Genomic DNA, 18,422 nt, shown 5'->3' with positions numbered 1-18,422 from the left:
GGACCCTGACCACCGCAATCGCCCGCCCCGCTGCGCGAGATGAAAGCTCCGCGCGCCGGGCGATTGCTCAACCTGCGCCAACCGGCGTAAACACTAACCGGGCTCCGGTCGTGGCTGGATGAAAGTTCAGTGGCAGGTCAGCCTATGTCCAGATCCTATTTTAGCGATATTAAAGCGCGAAATCAGTCCGATGAAGGATGGTGCCCAGCTCCATTTCGGCCCGACGTGTCGTTGGGACGCGGCGCCTACCGACGCCTCCTTCTGTCCGAACACCTCCGCTGGCGCTTAGCTACCCTTACGGCTGACACCTTGCGCGGCAGTAGAACGTCGGCTCCCGGGAGTTCGGCCTACAAGAGCAGGTCGAAGCCGAGTCGCGCCTTCAGGCCGACACCGGCAGCAACCAGCGCCAAGATGAACGGGGCAATTAGCCTGCTCCTGACAAACTAAGATCTGATACAGGCGGAACCGCAACCACTTGCTGCGCCTGTCTTCGTTCATACGATCACACGATGCGCAACGAAGGTCGACTTCGCCTGCTGCCCAGCAAAACACCACTAGGCGTCGCCACAGCCAGACCTGCAAACGGCCTCGGGTACGCCCCGAGGCCGTTTCCTTATCACCTCAGCCAAAATGACCTTGTGAGACGGTTAGGTCATGTCGCGTGGCGCGCCACATGACTATCACAAGCCCCCACTCACCCGCACTTCGAGTGGCCGCAGGAGGCGCAGGTCATGCAGCCTTCGACCATCATCATCGTGAACTGGCCGCAGGAGGGGCAGGCCTTGCCGCGGGGGGCGTCGAGGCCAACGACCTTGGCGGTGGGGTCGGACTTCAGGCCCTTGCCCTCGCCCTCCAGGAAGCCGATCGCGATCATGTGGCGTTCGATCACGCCGCCGATGGCCGCGAGGATCGAGGGGATATACTTGCCCTGCACCCATGCGCCACCGCGCGGGTCGAAGACGGCCTTGAGTTCCTCGACCACGAAGGATACGTCCCCGCCGCGCCGGAAGACCGCCGAGATCATCCGGGTCAGCGCCACGGTCCAGGCGAAATGCTCCATGTTCTTGGAGTTGATGAAGACCTCGAAGGGCCGGCGCCGTCCGCCTACAATGATGTCGTTGATCGTCAGGTAGATCGCGTGTTCGCTGTCGGGCCACTTCAGCTTGTAGGTGTTGCCCTCCAGGTGCTCGGGCCGGTCGAAGGGTTCGGACATGTAGATCACGTCGCCGTGCGGGGTCTGGGGTTCGGCGTCGGAATTGGCGACGACCTCGGGAGGGGCGGCCCGGGACATGAACCCGTCAACATCGAGACCGAATGCACGGGCGATCGCGATCGCATTCTCGGCGTTGGTAGAGCTGCCCTCCCGTGAGAGAAGCTTGTTGATCACGTCACGCGAAACACCCGACTCGGAAACGACTTCGGTGATCTTCTTTCCGGTCGCTTCCATGCGCCATTTCAAAGCTTCACCGAAACCAATGAACTTCTCGGCCTTCTTCTCCTCCGACACGCTCAGCACCGACCCGGTCACGTCGTTGGGGCGGTAGGTGGTGCAGCCTTTGCAGCCCGTCTCGTAGGCCGCCATGTAGACTTCCTTGAAGTCCTCGAAGGAGATGTCCTCCGGGCAGTTGATCGTCTTGGAGATCGAGCTGTCGACCCACTTCTGGGCGGCGGCCTGCATCCGGACGTGTTCCAAAGGCGCCAGCGTCTGGGCGTTCACGAAGTAGTCGGGCAGCTCCGCTTCCTCGCCGTGCACCGCGCGGTACATCTGCACCGCGTAGTCGACGACCTCTTCCTCCGTCCGGGTGCCGTCCTTCTGCAGCACCTTGCGGGTGTAGGCGTAGGCAAAGACCGGCTCGATCCCCGACGACACGTTCCCGGCGTAAAGCGAGATCGTCCCGGTCGGCGCGATGGAGGTGACCAGCGCGTTGCGGATGCCGTGCGCGCGGACCGCCTCGCGGACGTCCTCATCCATCGCCATCATGTTGCCGGAGGCGAGGTACTTCTCGGCGTCGAAAAGCGGGAAGGCGCCCTTCTCCTTCGCCAGCTCGACAGACGCGAGGTAGGCGGCGCGGGCGATCCGTTTCAGCCAGCGTTCGGCCTGATCGGCGGCGGCCTCGGACCCGTAGCGCTGGCCCATCATCAGAAGCGCGTCCGCCAGCCCGGTCACACCCAGGCCGATGCGGCGCTTGTTCTTCGCCTCCTCGGCCTGCTGCGGCAGGGGGAAGCGCGAGGCGTCGACCACGTTGTCCATCATCCGCACGGCGCAGGTCACCAGTTCGTCCAGCGCCTCCTCGTCGAGGCGGGCGGCCTCGGTGAAGGGCTCGGCCACCAGCCGGGCAAGGTTCACCGATCCCAGCAGGCAGGCGCCGTAGGGCGGCAGGGGCTGCTCGCCGCAGGGGTTGGTGGCGGCGATCGTCTCCACGTAGTTGAGGTTGTTGGCCTTGTTGATCCGGTCGATGAAGATCACCCCCGGCTCGGCGTAGTCGTAGGTCGCGCGCATGATGCGGTTCCACAGGTCGCGCGCCTGCACGGTGTGATAGACCGTGCCGTCGAACTGCAGCTCCCACGGGCCGTCGGCCTTCACCGCCTCCATGAAGGCGTCGGTCACGAGCACGGAGAGGTTGAACATCCGCAGCCGGGCGCTGTCGGACTTTGCGCCGATGAAGGCCTCGATGTCCGGATGGTCGCAGCGCATGGTCGCCATCATCGCACCGCGGCGGCTGCCTGCGGACATGATCGTGCGGCACATGGCGTCCCAGACGTCCATGAAGGACAAGGGGCCAGAGGCGTCGGCGGCCACGCCCGTGACCGGCGCGCCCTTGGGCCGGATGGTGGAGAAGTCGTAGCCGATGCCGCCGCCCTGCTGCATGGTCAGCGCGGCCTCCTTCAGCATGTCGAAGATGCCGCCCATGGTGTCGGGGATAGTGCCCATGACGAAGCAGTTGAACAGCGTGACGGAGCGGGCCGTGCCGGCGCCCGCGGTGATGCGGCCCGCGGGCAGGTACTTGAAGTCCTCCAGCGCGGCGTAGAACCGCTCTTCCCAGGCCGACGGCTCCGCCTCGACCTTCGCCAGCGCGCGGGCGATGCGCCGCCAGGTGTCTTCCACCGACAGATCGACGGGTGTGCCATCCGCCTCCTTGAGGCGGTACTTCATGTCCCAGATCTGTTCGGCAATGGGCGCGGCGAAACGAGTCATGGCGGGTGATTCTCCTTCGACGAGGGAAGACAGGCTGAACGGGGGCAAGTCACGCAACTTGTTGGAGTCGGGGATCAGACGGACACCATATCGTGCGGAAGTGCTGTTGGCCAGCGAAGGTATTGCGACGTCACCGGAGGGGGCCTAGCTGTCCGGTACTCAGCGGTCGCGCGGCTCCCAGTCGGCGTCCGGCACCTGCCGCCGGGCGAGGCGCAGTGCCAGCCCCAGCGCCACGCCGGTCCCGATGGCCACCGTCAGGTCGGCCACCACCGTCAGCACGAAGGTCAGCACCAGCAGCACCTGATCCGAGCGGCGCTCTTTCAGGTAAGCGGCCCAGCGGTGCGGTTCGCTCATGTTCCACGCGGTGAGGATCAGCAGACCGGCCAGCGCGGGCATCGCCATGTACCCGGCCAGCGGCGCCGCCACCAGCATCACCACGAGGATGGTCACCGCGTGCACGAGCCCCGCCACCGGCGTCCGCCCTCCGGCGCGCACGTTGGTCGCCGTCCGGGCGATGGCGCCGGTGGCGGGCAGACCGCCGAACAGCGCCGACCCGACGTTCGCCGCGCCCTGCGCCAGCAGTTCCGCGTTGGGGCGGTGGTGGCCGCCGCTCATCCGGTCCGCGACCATGGCAGACAGCAGCGACTCGATCCCGGCGAGGAAGGCGATGATCAGGGCGGAGGGCAGCAGTTCCGCCAGCCGCGCCAGCGTGACCTCGGGCATGGCGGGCAGCGGCAGGCTGCGCGGCAGGTCGCCGAACCGGCTGCGGATGGTGTCCACCGGCAGGTCCACCACCGCCACCACGGCAGAGACCAGCGCCACCGCGACGATCAGCCCCGGCAGCTTCGGGAAGGCCCGGCGCAGCGCGACGATCAGCACCATCGCGGCGATCCCCGCCCCCAGGGCCGCACCGCTGACCGCGCCGCGCGCGTCCCAAAGCGCGCCCAGCTTGGCGAAGAACTCCGCCGGGACAGCCGCGTCGAGACCCAGCAGGTCCTTCAGCTGGCTGGTGGCGATGATCACCGCGATCCCGATGGTGAAGCCGTTTATCACCGGCTCCGGCACCAGACGGATCAGCCGCCCGGCCTTCAGCGCGCCCGCGACCAGCAGGATCAGCCCGCCCATCAGCGTCGCCAGAACCAGCCCGTCGTAGCCGTGCTCGGCGATCACCCCGTAGACCACCACGATGAAGGCACCCGTCGGGCCGCCGATCTGCACCCGGCTGCCGCCCAAGAGCGAGATCAGGAAGCCGCCGACGATGGCCGTCACCAGCCCCTTCTCCGGCCCGGCCCCGGATGCCACCGCGATGGCAAGGCTCAGCGGCAGCGCCACCATGGCCACCGTGATCCCCGCCAGCACGTCGGCGCGCAGGGTCTCCCGGTCGTATGTTTTCATCGTTGTCAGGATCTTCGGCGTCATCACGGCCTCCGCGCACACGCTTGACCAGTCATGCCCCCGCCGCGCCCGCCATGCAAGACGGTCGCGCGGGCTTGCGTCCGCAGGGCAACACCTTATCTTGTAGCTCCCGACAGGGGCACCCCAACCCAAGCGCCGAGGCCGTCACGATGCCTGCCACCGTCCACCTCCTGAAACTCTCCGTCGGCACCGAGTCGGTCGAGGACTTGGCCGCGTGGCAGACCGCGCAGGCGCCGCGCTGGCCCGAAGGGATGCCCCGCCACGTCACACGCATGTGGCCCCGGCGCGAGTCCGAGGTGCTGAACGGCGGCTCGATCTTCTGGGTCATCAAGGGCCTGATCCAGGCCCGGCAGCGAATCGCACGGCTCGACCGGGTCACCGGGCAGGACGGCATCGAACGCTGCGCCATCGTGCTGGAGCCCGGGCTGATCCGCGTGCAGACGACGCCCAAGCGCCCCTTTCAGGGCTGGCGCTACCTCGCCCCCGGCGACGCCCCCGCCGACCTGCCCGCCTCCCGCGCGGCAGAGGACCCGCTGCCGCCCGAACTGGCCGGCGCGCTGGCAGAGATCGGCGTGATCTGAAACGCAAAAGGGCGGCCCGCAGACCGCCCCCTCGCCGTAACGTGCCGACAGGCCTTCAGAACCCGAAGGACCCGAAAAGCCCCGACAGTCCGTTGCGCTCGCCGCGCAGCGTGTTGTGCGTGACCGTATGCGCCGGCGTCCGCTTCTGCTGCGCATCGCCCAGAAGGATCGTCGCGCCCAGCGACACGCGGTTGCCATCGGACGACCCCAGCATCGAGGACCCGCTGGCCGAGGCGTATTCGCCGCTCAGCATGACTTCCTGTCCGCCCACGAACGTCGTCCAGGACATGCCGATCGCCGCCACGTTCACGTCGCCGCCGGTGCCGTCGATCTCGCTCGACTGGTAGCTGGCGAAGGTGCTGAAACCGTCGTTGACCATCAGGCTGCCGCCGATTCCCCAAGTGCGGGCGTCCGAGTCGGTCTCCTCGATATCCGACCGCACCATGCTGCCCCAGACGCTCGCCTGCGGCGTGAGGTCGGCGCGCACCCGCAGGCCCACGTCCTTCGTGGTGGCGTCGAGCCCCAGCAGGTCCACGTCCGTCTCGCCGACGAACAGCGTGCCGCTCATCGCGGCCGCACGCACCTGCGCCTCGACACCGTAGCTGTTCAGGGTCAGGTCCGTGCCCTCGAAGTCGAGCGTGTCCCGCGCGCCGTAGACGCCGATGCCGAAGCCCGGGGTGAACCAGTAGGACGGCGCGATCTCGACCGATGTCTGGTCGACCCGCGAACCGTCTTCATTCAGCCGGTTGAAGCCAAGGTCGACCCCCGTCTCGATCTGACCGAAGCGCAGGATGCTCTCCCCTTCGAGGGAGTACGCATTCGCCCCCTCGCCGTCGAGCGACAGGTGGCTGTAGCCCAGCCCGATTGCCGTGGAATGGTCGAGTTGCTGCGCACCCGCAGGCACAGCCCACGCAAGGCCGCACAGGGCGACCGTCAAAATTCTGCTCATTACTGCCTCACAGTTTTTTCTGTTTGTTCTGGGGCGATGTTAACCTTCGCGGCACCATTCCGGCAAGCCGAAACGCCCCTTCGGCGCAACGCTTCGGATGGTGGCCCGTCCACCCGGCCCGCCCTTCAGCGCCCCGTTCCGCGCAGCAGGCACAGCGCCAGCGCCGCCCCCTCCCGCGCCCTGAGCAGCAGCCGTCGGCGCAGCGGCAGCGGCGGCGCCTCCGGACAGGAGAGCCGCACCGCCATCCCCATCCGCCGCGCCAGAAGCCGCACCCTGGGCGCGTGGAAGCCGTCCGTCACGACCACCACCTCGGCCGCGTCCAGCGCCTCCAGCAGCGGCCGCGACAGCATCAGGTTCTCCGCCGTCGACCGGGCCGCCTGCTCCAGCGTCAGGACCGCCTCGGGCACGCCCGCCTCCGCGCAGACCCGCGCGATCACCGCCGCTTCGCTCGGACCGCCCCACAGCGCCCCGCCGGAGGCAAGGATGCGGCCCACCTCGCCCCGCAGGTACAGACCGGCCGCGTGCTCTGCCCTGCGGCGCAGCGCGGGCGACGGCGCGCCGTCCTCCTGAACCTTCGCTCCCAGCACAAGTGCAACGCGCATCCGCACAGATCCCCCTCTGGCATTCCCCGTCCCATCCCTTACGTTGCAGGCAAGCGACAGGAGACCACAATGACCGAATACGTTCCCCCGAAAGTCTGGACCTGGGACCAGCCGTCCGGCGGCACCTGGGCCAACCTCAACCGTCCGGTTGCAGGCGCCACGCACGACAAGGTCCTGCCCGTGGGCGATCATCCCTACCAGCTCTATTCCATGGGCACGCCCAACGGCCAGAAGGTGACCATCCTCTTCGAGGAGCTGCTGGCCGCAGGTCACGCGGCGGAATACGACGCCTGGCTGATCAGGATCGGCGACGGCGACCAGTTCGGCTCCGGTTTCGTCGAGGCGAACCCCAACTCCAAGATCCCGGCGCTGATGGATCACACCGGCGACGCGCCCGTGCGGGTCTTCGAATCCGCCGCCATCCTCATGCACCTGGCCGAGAAGTTCGACGCCTTCCTCGGGCCCAAGGACCAGCGGGCCGAGATGCTCTCTTGGCTGTTCTGGCAGATGGGCAGCGCGCCCTACCTCGGCGGCGGCTTCGGGCACTTCTACGCCTACGCGCCGGAGAAGTACGAATACCCGATCAACCGCTTCACGATGGAGGTGAAGCGCCAGCTCGACGTGCTGGATCGCCACCTCGCCTCCAGCCGCTACATGGTGGGCGACCACTACACCATCGCCGACATGGCGATCTGGCCGTGGTACGGGCGCACCGTACACGGGCAGGCCTATGACGCGGGCGAGTTCCTCGACGTGCAGAGCTACAAGAACGTGCTCCGCTGGGCGGACGAGCTGCAGGAGCGTGAACCGGTGCAGCGTGGCCGCATCGTCAACCGCACCGGCGACGGCTTCGTCGAGGAGCGCCACAGCGCGGCGGACATCGACGCCGTCCTCAAAGGCTGACCCACACAAGGCAGGGCGGGGCTTTGCGCCGCCCAGCCCTCCCCACCGTCGCGTCACATCCGCGACAGCCCGTCTGGCCGGACCCGCGGACCCCGCTATCTGGCGCAGCATGGACCCCAAACGCCCCCGCGCCGTTCCCCGCTCCCGCTTCGCCCGTGCCGCCGGTCTGGGCTCCCTTGCCACCGGCATCGCGGGCAGCGCCGCGCTCGGCGCCGCGGGCAGCATGCTGCGCGGCGAGCGGCCCGACCGCCGCGCCCTCCTCCTGACCCCCGGCAACGTCAACCGTCTGACGCGCGAACTCGCCCGGATGCGCGGCGCCGCGATGAAGCTGGGCCAGCTCCTGTCGATGGAGAACAGCGACCTCCTGCCGCCCGACCTGGCCCGCGTGCTGGCCCGCCTGCGCGACGATGCCCACCACATGCCGCCCCGCCAGTTGAAACAGGTGCTCATGGCGGAATACGGCCCGGACGCGCTGAAACGTTTCCGGCAGTTCGATCCCCGCCCGCGCGCCGCCGCCTCCATCGGGCAGGTCCACCGCGTGACCGCCGCCGACGGGCGCGACCTCGCCCTCAAGATCCAGTATCCCGGCATCGCGCAGGCGATCCGCGCCGACGTGGCCAACCTCGGCACCCTGCTGCGCGCCTCGGGCCTCCTGCCCAGGACGCTCGACCTCGCGCCCCTGCTGGCAGAGGCCACGGCGCAACTGGAGGAAGAGGCCGACTATGCCCTCGAGGCCACCCGCCTCGCGCGCTTCCACGACCTCCTGAAGGACGACCCCGCCTTTGTCGTGCCCCGCCCGCACGCGGACCTCTCGACGCCGCGCATCCTCGCCATGGACTTCATCGAGAGCCATCCGATCGACACGCTGGAAGACGCAGAACAGGCACAACGCGACACCGCCCTCACCCGCCTCTTCACGCTCTTCCTGCGGGAACTCTTTCACTGGCGGCTCGTCCAGACCGACCCGAACTTCGCCAACTACCGGCTGACACCGGACGGCAGCCGCATCGTGCTCCTGGACTTCGGTGCCACCCGCGCCTTCACACCGGAAAGCACCGCCCGCTTCCGCGCCCTCCTGGACGCCACCCGCCGGGGCGACCCCGACGCGCTCCGGCAGGCACTGGCGGACACCGGCTTCATCACCGATACGACGCCCGCCGATCAGGTTAACACGATCCTCGACATGGCCGCGCTGATCCGCCCGGTGCTGACATCCGGGGCGCCCTTCGACTTCGGCGATACCACGCTGCTCAACACGTTGCGGCGGATGGGCGAGCACCTGACCCTGACGCAGGGCTACGCGGAGGTGCCGCACATGGACGCTCTCCACCTGCAGCGCAAGCTCGCCGGTCTGGTGCTGCTCGCCACGCGGATGCGGGCCCGTGTGCCGCTGGGCACGCTGCTGGACGATCACCTGCCCTGACGGCCGGTCGTCCGGGCCATCCCCGGGGGGCGCGCCACCGCGTAGGGCGGGGCTTTGCGCCGCCTCCCCCGTCAACACGCCGCCTGACGCTGGTTATTCGACCCCCAGGCAGTCACACAGCGCCCGCAGGGAGCTGCGCTGCCGGTCCGAAAGCTCCGCCACCCGCGACCGGTACAGCGTCGCCTGCGACCGCAGCACCGGCTCTTCGCCGAGGATTTTCAGCTGGTTGGCGCGCAGCGTCTCGCCGGTCGAGGTGATGTCTGCCACCGCCTCCGCCGTCAGGTTCTTCACCGTGCCTTCGGTCGCGCCCTGGCTGTCGACCAGCTGGTAGTCGGCCACACCGCCCATGTGCAGGTAGGCGCGCACCAGCCGGTGATACTTCGTCGCGATCCGCATCCTGAAACCGTGCCGCGCGCGGAAGGCCGCCGCCGCCCCGTCCAGATCGTCCAGCGTGTCCACGTCGACCCAGGCCTGCGGCACCGCCACGATCAGGTCCGCATGGCCAAAGCCCAGTTCCGCCAGCGGCGCGACCTTCTGATCCCACTGCACCAGCTTCTCCTGCACAAGGTCGGTGCCCGTCACGCCAAGGTGCACCCGCCCCGCCGCGAGTTCGCGCGGGATCTCGCCCGCCGACAGCAGCACCAGTTCGATGCCGTCCACGCCCTCGACCGCGCCGGAATACTCCCGCTCCGACCCGGTGCGCGACAGCATCACGCCGCGCGCGCCGAACCAGTCGAAGGTCTTCTCCATCAGCCGCCCCTTGGAGGGCACGCCCAGCTTGATCGTCATTGACCCGCCTCCCGCATCCGCTCCAGGTCGACCAGCAGGCCGGTGCGGATCACGCCGCCCACCGCCGGGATCTCGCGGCCCTGCCCAAGCTGCCGGGTCAGCGCGTCGTAGCGCCCGCCGGTCGCCACCGCCGGCCAGTCCGGCCGCTGCGGGCAGAGGAACCCGAAGACGAAACCGTCGTAATACTCCATCGAGGTGCGGCCATAGCTCGCCTCGAAAGACAGGTGCGTGACGTCCACGCCACGCGCCTCCATGGCGTCGCAGCGCGCGCCGAAACGGTCCACCGCCGCGCCGATGGCGGGCATGTCCACGGCGATGTCGCGCAGGTGTTCCAGCGCGTGCGGGCAATCCTCGGACACCTTCAGCAGCGTCTCGATCAGCGCCACCTCCTCGTCCGCCAGCGGCGGCTCCGACGCGTCGGCGCGCAGCACCTCGATCCGTTCGCGGATCTCCTCTTCGGAGCGCAGGCCGATCACCGGCCCCGCCCCCGCCATGGGATCGTCGGAAGCCAGAAGCGCCGTGCGCGACGCGGGCACCGGCACCCGGCCCGCGTAACGGTCCAGAAGCGCGCGGAACCGCCGGGGCCGCCAGATGTGCCGCATCAGCGCCGTGCGCCTTTGCTCGGTGGTGTTCAGTCCCCAGACCGCCGCCGTCAGGATGCCGATGTCGCCCACCACCGGGCGCAGGCCGTAGGGCGCCAGCGCATCGGCGAAGGCGGCAAAGACCTCTGCGTCGGAAAGCGCCGGATCGGCGCGGTCGAAGACCTCGTAACCCACCTGGAAATACTCCGGCGCGCGCTCGGGGTGATCCTCCTGCCGGCGAAAGACCTCGCCCGCGTAGGTGTAGCGCGCGGGCTCCGCGCCCTCGGCCATGTGCATCTGCACCACCGGCACGGTGAAGTCCGGGCGCAGCATGACCTCGCCGCGCACCGGATCGACGGTCACGAAGGCGCGCGTGCGCACGTCCTCGCCGTAGAGGTCCAGCAGCACCTCCGCCGGTTGCAGCACGGCACAGTCGACGGGCACGGCACCCGCCGCCTCGAACCGGTCGCGCAGCGCAAAGGCCTTCGCCCTGTATGCCTGCAGGGTCACGCCTGCCCCTCCAGGATCTCGCGCACCTTGGCCACGAGGTCGCCGCGGGCCACCTCGTACTGCGAGGGCCGTTCCTTCCATTCCTCGAGCGAGGCGTTCTCGGCGATCTTCGCGCCGAGGATCAGGTCCTTGATCTGCACAACGCCGCGCGCCTTCTCGTCACCGCCCTCGATGACCGCCACCGGCGAATGGCGCTTGTCCGCGTACTTGAGCTGGTTGCCGAAGTTCTTCGGGTTGCCGAGGTAGACCTCCGCCCGGATGCCCGCCTGCCGCAGCTCCGCCACCATCGCCTGGTAATCGGCCATGCGGTCGCGGTCCATCACGGTGACGACCACCGGCCCGGTCTCCGACCCGCCGACGCGGCCCTTCTCGCGCAGCGCCGCCAGCAGCCGGTCCACCCCGATGGAAACACCTGTCGCAGGCACCACCTGCCCGGTGAAGCGCTTCACCAGATCGTCGTAGCGCCCGCCGCCCGCGACCGAGCCGAACTGCCGCTTGCGGCCCTTCTCGTCGAGGATCTCGAAGGTCAGCTCCGCCTCGAACACCGGCCCGGTGTAGTAGCCCAGACCGCGCACCACCGAAGGGTCGATCACGATCCGGTCGGGGCCATAGCCCTGCGCGGCCAGAAGGTCGGCGATCTCCGCCAGTTCGTCCACGCCTTCCAAGCCCACTGCCGAGTGCGCAAGGATTTCTCTCAACCGGGCCAGCGTTTCCGCGTTTGTCTCACGCTTTGCCTGAAGAAAAGCGATAAAGCCGTCGGCCATTTCATCCGACAGATTGACGCCATCAATGAAAGCGCCGGAAGCGTCATGCCGCCCACCAGTCAAAAGATGCCTAACACCTTCCGCTCCAACTTTATCGAACTTATCCAGCTGGCGCAAAATCGAATCGAGTATCTCGTCGTTTTGCAGTCCCTGCATCTCGAAATCGCGATAAGCTCGACGTCCTTCCGCTGACATAGAAGCGATGTCGTTCTGTTCGGCTCCACGCGTGACGGAAGTTAGCACGCCGTTCAGGACCTTCCGGTTGTTCACCCGGATCAGGTAGTCGCCGCGCGGGATGCCCAGCTCTTCGAGGCAGTCCGCCAGCATCGCGCAGATCTCCGCATCCGCCGCCACGCTCGCCGCGCCCACGGTGTCCGCGTCGCACTGGTAGAACTGGCGGTAGCGCCCCGGCCCCGGCTTCTCGTTGCGCCAGACCGGCCCCATGGCAAAGCGCCGGTAGGGCAGCGGCAGGTCGTTGCGGTGCTCGGCATAGACCCGGGCCAGCGGCGCCGTCAGGTCGTAGCGCAGCGCCATCCAGTTGTCGTCCTCGTCCTGCCACGCGAATACGCCCTCGTTCGGGCGGTCCACGTCGGGCAGGAACTTGCCAAGCGCCTCGACCGTCTCCACCGCCGAGGACTCCAGCGCCTCGAAGCCGTACCGATGGTACACCCCGGCGATCTTCGACAGCATCTCGGTGCGCTCACGCACCTCGTGCCCGAAATAGTCGCGGAACCCCTTGGGCGTCTGAGCCTTGGGGCGGGGGGCTTTCTTCACTTTGGCCATGGCACCGGTCCCGGTTACACTGCTGCATTGTCGCGCACCCTCTACCGGGAAGGCGTGGCATGGGCAAGCAAGCCTGCCCTTGCGGAGACGGGCTCATGCAAATAACCATGAGCCCTCTGCCAACTGAAGGAGGACCAGGACATGACCGATGACATGAGTCGCCTCGAAGAGCAGATGGCCCACCTCCTCCGGACGGTCGACGACCTGTCCGACGTGGTGGCCCGACAGGACCGCGAATTGCGGGACGTTTCCCGGCGGGTGGAAATCCTGCTCCGCCGCGAGGCCCAGCGGGACGCCGACACCGCCGGCAGCATCTTCCTCGGCGACGAAAAACCACCGCATTATTAGGCCGCGAAAGCCCCGCCTTTCGCGGCCGGTGGGCAGGCGAGGTTTCCCCCGGAAACCTCAGCGCCCACACCCATGACATGCCGGGTGCACCAGTCCCGAAAGCCCCGTCTTTCGCGGCCGGTGGGCAAGCGAGGTTTCCCCCGGAAACCTCAGCGCCCACACCCATCCCATGCCGGGTACACCAGCCCCGATATCCCGGCCTTTCGCCACCGACGAGCGGACAGATGCACCACGAACGGCGTCACGCCCCCTCTCACCCCCACGAGGCGTGCGACGTGCAGACCTCCAGCGCGCGCCTGAAGCCGTCGCGGTCGCGGCAGCGGTCGAGGTAGGCGGCCTCCGGCGCCTCCAGCGCGATCCCGGCGCTTTTCCACGATTGGAGCAGCGCATAGGCGACCGAGATGTCGGCGGCGGTGAAACCGTCTCCGGCAAGATACCGCGTGCGTTCGAGCTGGCGGCGCACCAGCTTCATCCGGTTGTGATACTGGCGCAGCGCGTGGCGGACGGTGGGGTTGTCGCGCTCGGCCTCCGTGGGCAGGAACCGCGCGTTCAGCACCCAGTAGGACGCGCCCGCAAGCCCCGCCTCGCCCATCATGAGGAACTGCCGGTAAGGCGCGAAGGCGTCCGACTGCGGCTCCGGTGCAAGCGGGTGCGGACCGTAACGGGCCAGAAGGTAGTCCATGATGGCGATGGATTCGACCATCACCGTGTCGCCGTCCACCAGCGCCGGGATGAACCCGCTGGGGTTGATCTGCAGGAACTCCGGGTCCTTCTCCACCCCGGCCAGCATGTCGACCGGGCGGAAGCGGTAGGGCAGGCCCATCTCCTCCAGCAGCCAGACGACCCGGAATCCCCGGCCCTCGCCATAGACGGTCAGCATCTGCCCCTCCCGGATCGGTTTGATATCAACCTAACGGAACGGGCCGAAAGCACAAGGCGTCACCGCCGCCGTGCCTCAGTTCTTCATGTCCATGGCGACCACTTCGCCGTCGTGCAAAAGGATGTTCTTCCAGCGGGTGTTGTCCTCGAACCGCTCGTAGACCGAGACAAAGACCGTGTCCCGCTCCAGCGCCTTCATGCGCGAGCCGCAGGGCTTGCCCTTGCCGACGCGGCAGACCTTGGACTTCACGCCCTCGTAGGCCACGTCGGTCGCCAGCACCGGCAGGGATTCGCCCGCCGGGCCGTAGTGGATCTGTTCCCAGCTTTCCGGCGAGCCGAAGATCACCAGCGCGGCGGTGAACTGCCGTGCGCAGCCGTCCTTGAAGCCGGTCATGTAGAACGTATGCGCGCCGGTCGAGCCGGGCGTGCTGTCGTGCAGCTGGTATCCCCGGCCGCCTTCGGGCCATGTCTGCGTGACCGGCCCCAGCTTTGCGCCCGGCACGCCGCAGACCCGGGCGATCTGCCCGTAAGGCACGGTGGTGCCATAGGCGATCTCGCGCGCGTCGGGGGCGCCGGGACGCGGCGCCGCACGGCGGTTGACCCGGGGCGCGCCAGACGTTGTGGCCGCCGCAAGCTGCACATCGCCGCCGCCGCCCAGCCCGAAGAGACCGCGCCGCCGCGGCGCTTCCTCCGCTTCGACGACAACCACCTCCGCGTCGTCAGGGGCAGAGCCCACGTCGTCCAGATCGTCGGTGACGGCCTCGTCCGCAGCAGCGTCTTCCGCAGCAGCCACCGTCGTCGTGGCCTGCGCAGCGTCGGCCTTGCCCTTCAGGAAACCCAGCAGGCCCCGCTGCGGCGCGGTGTCGGCCACGGGCGCGACGGGAAGCGTTTCGGCATCGGCACTGGTGGCAAGGACATCGGCCTGCCCGGCCTCGGTCTCCACCGGCACATCGGCCAGGCGCGGCACGTCCTTCAGGGGATCGCCGCAGCCCGAGGCCAGCAGGACCAGTGACATTCCGATGAAAACTTTGCGCATTTCGTCCCCTGGCGGTTTCGACCCTCGTACAGCAGCAGCGCACGCGAGGTCCACTCTCCCATGGGATAGGTCTGCCCGTCAGGCGGGAAACCGCCCCTTTCCGCGGCGGCCTCCGCACACCGCGCAGCCCCCGTGCGATCGCCGGGACCGGCTCAGAAGTCTTCGACCGCCAGCACCCCGTCGAGCGATTTCACCGCGCCCTTGATCTCCGGCGTGACGGGGAAGCGTTCGGAAAGGTCCATCTCCACCTCGCCCGGCAGGCCCGGCGCCGCGAGCCGCAGCACGATCGGCGCGCGCGGCGCCTTCGGCAACTGCTCGGCGGCGCGGCCCAGCACGCTGGCGATCTGGCTCAGCGCCATCTCCGTGTCGACGAAGATCCGCATCCCCGAAGGGCCGCCCTGCGCCGCAGCCGCATCCACCGGCATCACCGCCCGGCCCAACAGCTTCAGCTGATCGCTCTCCATCGTCGCCTCGACGGTGACGACAACCTTCGATCCGGTCTCGAGGTGTTCGCGCGACTTTTCCAGCGTCTCGGAGAACAGCGTCACCTCGTAGGCGCCGGTCGGGTCCGACAGCTGCGCAAAGGCAAAGCGGTTGCCGCGCGCCGACTTGCGTTCCTGCCGTCCGGCGACGACGCCCGCCAGCTTGGCCACCAGCGGGCCGCGCTCGGCCTTGGCCATGACCTCGTCCAGCGTCACCACGTCCTGCCGCTTCAGCGCGGGCATGTAATCGTCGAGCGGGTGACCGGACAGGTAGAAGCCCACCGCCTTGAACTCCTCCGCCAGCCGTTCGGCGGGCAGCCAGTCGGACACAGGCGACAGGCGCGGCTCCGGCAGGTCGTCGCCCGCCTCGCCGAACAGCGACACCTGGGCGGAGCTCTTCTGCTCGTGGATCGCCGCCGAATAGGCCACCAGCGCGTCGAGCGAATCGAACAGCCGCCGGCGGTTCGGGTCGAGCACGTCGAAACAGCCCGCCCGCGCCATCATCTCCAGAGGCCGCTTGCCGATCTTCTTCAGGTCCACGCGGCGGGCAAAGTCGAAGACGGTCGAGAACGGCCGCCCGTCGCGTCCCTCCACCACCAGCTTCATCGCTTCGAGGCCCACGTTCTTCAGCGCGCCCAGGGCATAGACAAGCTGCCCCTCCACCACGTCGAAGGTCGCGAGCGAACGGTTCACGCAGGGCGGCACCCACGGCAGGCCCAGCCCCTTGCGGACCTCCTCGAAATAGACGGCCAGCTTGTCAGTCAGGTGGATATCGCAGTTCATGACGCCCGCCATGAACTCCACCGGGTGGTTCGCCTTGAGCCACGCGGTCTGGTAGCTGACCACCGCGTAGGCCGCCGCGTGCGACTTGTTGAAGCCGTAGTTGGCGAACTTCTCCAGAAGGTCGAAGACCTCGGTGGCCTTCTTCTTCTCCACCCCGTTCTTCGCCGCGCCCTGTTCGAACTTGGGCCGTTCGGCGTCCATCGCCTCCTTGATCTTCTTGCCCATCGCGCGGCGCAGCAGGTCGGCGCCGCCGAGCGAGTAGCCCGCCATCTCCTGCGCGATCTGCATCACCTGTTCCTGGTAAACGATGATGCCCTGCGTCTCGGCCAGGATGTGGTCGATGGACGGATGGACGGACGTGATCTCGCGCAGGCCGTTCTTGACCTCGCAATAGACCGGGATGTTCTCCATCGGGCCGGGGCGGTACAGCGCCACAAGCGCCACGATGTCCTCGATGCAGGTGGGCTTCATGCGCTTCAGCGCATCCATCATGCCCGAGCTTTCCACCTGGAACACCGCCACCGTCTTGGCCGAGGCATAGAGCTTGTAGGTGACCTTGTCGTCCAGTGGGATCAGGTTGATCTGGTTCTCCGCCCCCTCCGGCGGCTCGTACAGCTGCGTGCCGTCGGCGGCGACATGCAGCGGGCGCCCGGATTTGAAGATCAGGTCCATGGCGTTCTGGATCACCGTCAGCGTCTTCAGGCCGAGGAAGTCGAACTTCACCAGACCGGCCTGCTCCACCCACTTCATGTTGAACTGCGTCGCCGGCATGTCGGAGCGCGGGTCGCGGTAGAGCGGCACCAGCTCGTCCGTGGGGCGGTCGGCGATGACCACCCCCGCGGCGTGCGTGCCCGCGCTGCGCAGCAGCCCCTCCACCTGCATCCCGTACTTCAGCAGACGGTCGACGACCTCCTCGTTCCGCGCCTCCTCGGCCAGCCGCGGCTCGTCCCGCAGCGCCTGCTCGATGGAGACGGGCTTCACCCCCTCCACCGGGATCATCTTCGACAGCCGGTCCACCTGCCCGTAAGGCATCTGCAGGACCCGGCCCATGTCGCGCACTGCCGCCTTCGACAGGAGCGCGCCGAAGGTGATGATCTGCGCCACCCGGTCGTGGCCGTACTTCTGCTGCACGTACTGGATCACCTCCTCGCGGCGATCCATGCAGAAGTCGATGTCGAAGTCGGGCATCGACACGCGTTCCGGGTTCAGGAAGCGTTCGAACAGCAGCGAATAGCGCAGCGGGTCGAGGTCGGTGATCGTCAGCGCGTAGGCCACCAGCGACCCCGCGCCCGACCCCCGCCCCGGCCCGACCGGGATATCCTGGTCCTTCGCCCACTGGATGAAGTCCGCAACGATCAGGAAGTAGCCGGGGAAGCCCATCCCCTCGATGATCCCCAGCTCGAAGTCGAGCCGCTTCTGGTATTCCTCCACCGGCACGGCATGCGGGATCACGGCCAGACGCGCCTGCAGCCCCTCGTTCGCCATGCGCCGCAGTTCCGTCACCTCGTCGTCGGCAAAGCGCGGCAGGATCGGGTCGCGGCGGTAGGCCATGAAGGCGCAGCGCTTCGCGATCTCGACGGTGTTTTCCAGCGCCTCCGGCAGGTCGGCGAACAGCACCGCCATCTCCTGCGGGGTCTTCAGGTAGTGCTGTGGCGTCAGGCGGCGGCGCGGTTCCTGCTGGTCGACATAAGCGCCTTCCGCGATGCAGATCATCGCGTCATGCGCCTCGTACATGGTGGACTTCGGGAAATAGACGTCGTTCGTCGCGACCAGCGGCAGGCCCATCTCGTAGGCCATCTCGACAAAGCCGCGCTCCGTCAGTTGCTCCGCCTCGGGCGGCGTGCCGTCCTCGCCGGGGTGGCGCTGCAGCTCGACGTACAGCCGGTCTTCGAAGATCGAATGCAGCCGGGTCATCAGCGTCTGCGCCGCCGCCCGCGAATTGGTGCGCAGAAGCCTCCCCACCGGCCCGTCCGGCCCGCCCGACAGGCAGATCACGTCCTCCGAATGCGCCTCCAGTTCGTCCAGCGTCACATGCGCCAGTTCGTTGTCGCGGCGCAGGTACAGGCAGGAATTGAGCTTCATCAGATGCTCGTAGCCGCGCTCCGTCTGGGCCAGCAGCACCACCGGCGCCGGCGGCCTGATCCGCTCGCCCGGGGCGTGCTCGAAATAACGCAGGTCGATCTGGCAGCCGATGATCGGCTGCACGCCCGCCCCGGCGGCGCCGACGGAAAACTCCAGCGCGGCGAACAGGTTGTTGGTGTCGGTGACCGCCACGGCGGGCATCCCCATGTCGGCGCACATGCCCGGCAGCTTCTTCAGCCGGAGCGCGCCTTCGAGCAGGGAATATTCGGTGTGGGTGCGGAGGTGGATGAATCGCGGATCTGCCATGGCCGCAGA

General features: G+C 68.1%; 14 protein-coding genes. 4 read left to right on the top strand and 10 right to left on the bottom strand.

The genetic code is table 11. The features are described 5' to 3' along the window. Positions 1-694: 694 nt before the first annotated feature. Together ACU0DV_RS10735 and ACU0DV_RS10730 are read right to left on the bottom strand one after the other, a co-directional pair. Positions 695-3,196, bottom strand: coding sequence for an adenosylcobalamin-dependent ribonucleoside-diphosphate reductase (locus ACU0DV_RS10735; RefSeq protein ID WP_446242805.1), 2,502 nt, complete (start codon positions 3,194-3,196; stop codon positions 695-697). Between the two features lie 159 nt (positions 3,197-3,355). Then, positions 3,356-4,615: a SulP family inorganic anion transporter gene (locus tag ACU0DV_RS10730; protein ID WP_446242804.1), complete on the bottom strand. Its 1,260-nt coding sequence runs from the start codon at positions 4,613-4,615 to the stop codon at positions 3,356-3,358. 146 nt (positions 4,616-4,761) lie between these two features. On the opposite strand from ACU0DV_RS10730, the gene ACU0DV_RS10725 reads away from it, so the two are divergent. Further along, positions 4,762-5,193, top strand: coding sequence for a DUF1489 family protein (locus ACU0DV_RS10725; protein WP_100929285.1), 432 nt, complete (start codon positions 4,762-4,764; stop codon positions 5,191-5,193). 55 nt (positions 5,194-5,248) lie between these two features. On the opposite strand, the gene ACU0DV_RS10720 is transcribed toward ACU0DV_RS10725, so the two are convergent. Together ACU0DV_RS10720 and ACU0DV_RS10715 are read right to left on the bottom strand one after the other, a co-directional pair. Then, positions 5,249-6,142 carry a hypothetical protein gene (locus ACU0DV_RS10720; RefSeq protein WP_446242803.1) on the bottom strand — a complete coding sequence of 298 codons (894 nt, stop codon included), beginning with the start codon at positions 6,140-6,142 and terminating at the stop codon, positions 5,249-5,251. Positions 6,143-6,267: 125 nt separating this feature from the next. Then, entirely contained in the window at positions 6,268-6,744 is a 477-nt protein-coding gene (locus ACU0DV_RS10715; protein ID WP_446242802.1) for a YdcF family protein, read from the bottom strand. A 69-nt stretch (positions 6,745-6,813) separates the two neighbouring features. On the opposite strand from ACU0DV_RS10715, the gene yghU reads away from it, so the two are divergent. Continuing rightward, positions 6,814-7,647, top strand: a complete 834-nt coding sequence (yghU, locus tag ACU0DV_RS10710; RefSeq protein WP_446242801.1) for a glutathione-dependent disulfide-bond oxidoreductase — start codon at positions 6,814-6,816, stop codon at positions 7,645-7,647. A 109-nt stretch (positions 7,648-7,756) separates the two neighbouring features. After that, positions 7,757-9,070: an ABC1 kinase family protein gene (locus ACU0DV_RS10705; RefSeq protein WP_446242800.1), complete on the top strand. Its 1,314-nt coding sequence runs from the start codon at positions 7,757-7,759 to the stop codon at positions 9,068-9,070. A 93-nt stretch (positions 9,071-9,163) separates the two neighbouring features. Here ACU0DV_RS10705 and hisG read toward each other — a convergent pair whose 3' ends face one another. Genes hisG through hisS form a run of 3 tightly spaced genes read right to left on the bottom strand, consistent with a single transcriptional unit; the run spans position 9,164 to position 12,497 of the window. After that, the gene (hisG, locus tag ACU0DV_RS10700; protein WP_100929280.1) at positions 9,164-9,859 is read right to left on the bottom strand and encodes an ATP phosphoribosyltransferase; all 696 of its coding nucleotides are present in this window, start codon (positions 9,857-9,859) and stop codon (positions 9,164-9,166) included. After that, positions 9,856-10,950 carry an ATP phosphoribosyltransferase regulatory subunit gene (locus ACU0DV_RS10695; protein ID WP_446242799.1) on the bottom strand — a complete coding sequence of 365 codons (1,095 nt, stop codon included), beginning with the start codon at positions 10,948-10,950 and terminating at the stop codon, positions 9,856-9,858. Before ACU0DV_RS10695 ends, hisG begins: the two co-directional genes overlap by 4 nt. Continuing rightward, on the bottom strand, positions 10,947-12,497 hold the full coding sequence (hisS, locus tag ACU0DV_RS10690) for a histidine--tRNA ligase (protein WP_446242798.1): 1,551 nt from the start codon (positions 12,495-12,497) through the stop codon (positions 10,947-10,949). Before hisS ends, ACU0DV_RS10695 begins: the two co-directional genes overlap by 4 nt. 141 nt (positions 12,498-12,638) lie before the next feature. Here hisS and ACU0DV_RS10685 point away from each other — a divergent pair, with 141 nt between their 5' ends. Beyond that, complete coding sequence (locus ACU0DV_RS10685) at positions 12,639-12,845, top strand: SlyX family protein (protein WP_254698121.1); 207 nt, start codon at positions 12,639-12,641, stop codon at positions 12,843-12,845. A 253-nt stretch (positions 12,846-13,098) separates the two neighbouring features. On the opposite strand, the gene ACU0DV_RS10680 is transcribed toward ACU0DV_RS10685, so the two are convergent. The 3 genes from ACU0DV_RS10680 to dnaE all read right to left on the bottom strand — a co-directional run bounded on the left by ACU0DV_RS10680 (position 13,099) and on the right by dnaE (position 18,413). Further along, complete coding sequence (locus tag ACU0DV_RS10680) at positions 13,099-13,725, bottom strand: glutathione S-transferase family protein (RefSeq protein WP_446242797.1); 627 nt, start codon at positions 13,723-13,725, stop codon at positions 13,099-13,101. A gap of 75 nt (positions 13,726-13,800) precedes the next feature. After that, positions 13,801-14,760 carry an MGMT family protein gene (locus tag ACU0DV_RS10675; RefSeq protein ID WP_446242796.1) on the bottom strand — a complete coding sequence of 320 codons (960 nt, stop codon included), beginning with the start codon at positions 14,758-14,760 and terminating at the stop codon, positions 13,801-13,803. 152 nt (positions 14,761-14,912) lie between these two features. Next, positions 14,913-18,413: a DNA polymerase III subunit alpha gene (gene dnaE / locus ACU0DV_RS10670; protein WP_100929275.1), complete on the bottom strand. Its 3,501-nt coding sequence runs from the start codon at positions 18,411-18,413 to the stop codon at positions 14,913-14,915. Between the last annotated feature and the right edge of the window lie 9 nt (positions 18,414-18,422).

It is taken from the genome of Sagittula sp. (assembly GCF_052825245.1).
The sequence above is the reverse complement of the archived record's forward strand: the minus strand, read 5'-3'. Positions and strand labels throughout refer to the sequence as shown.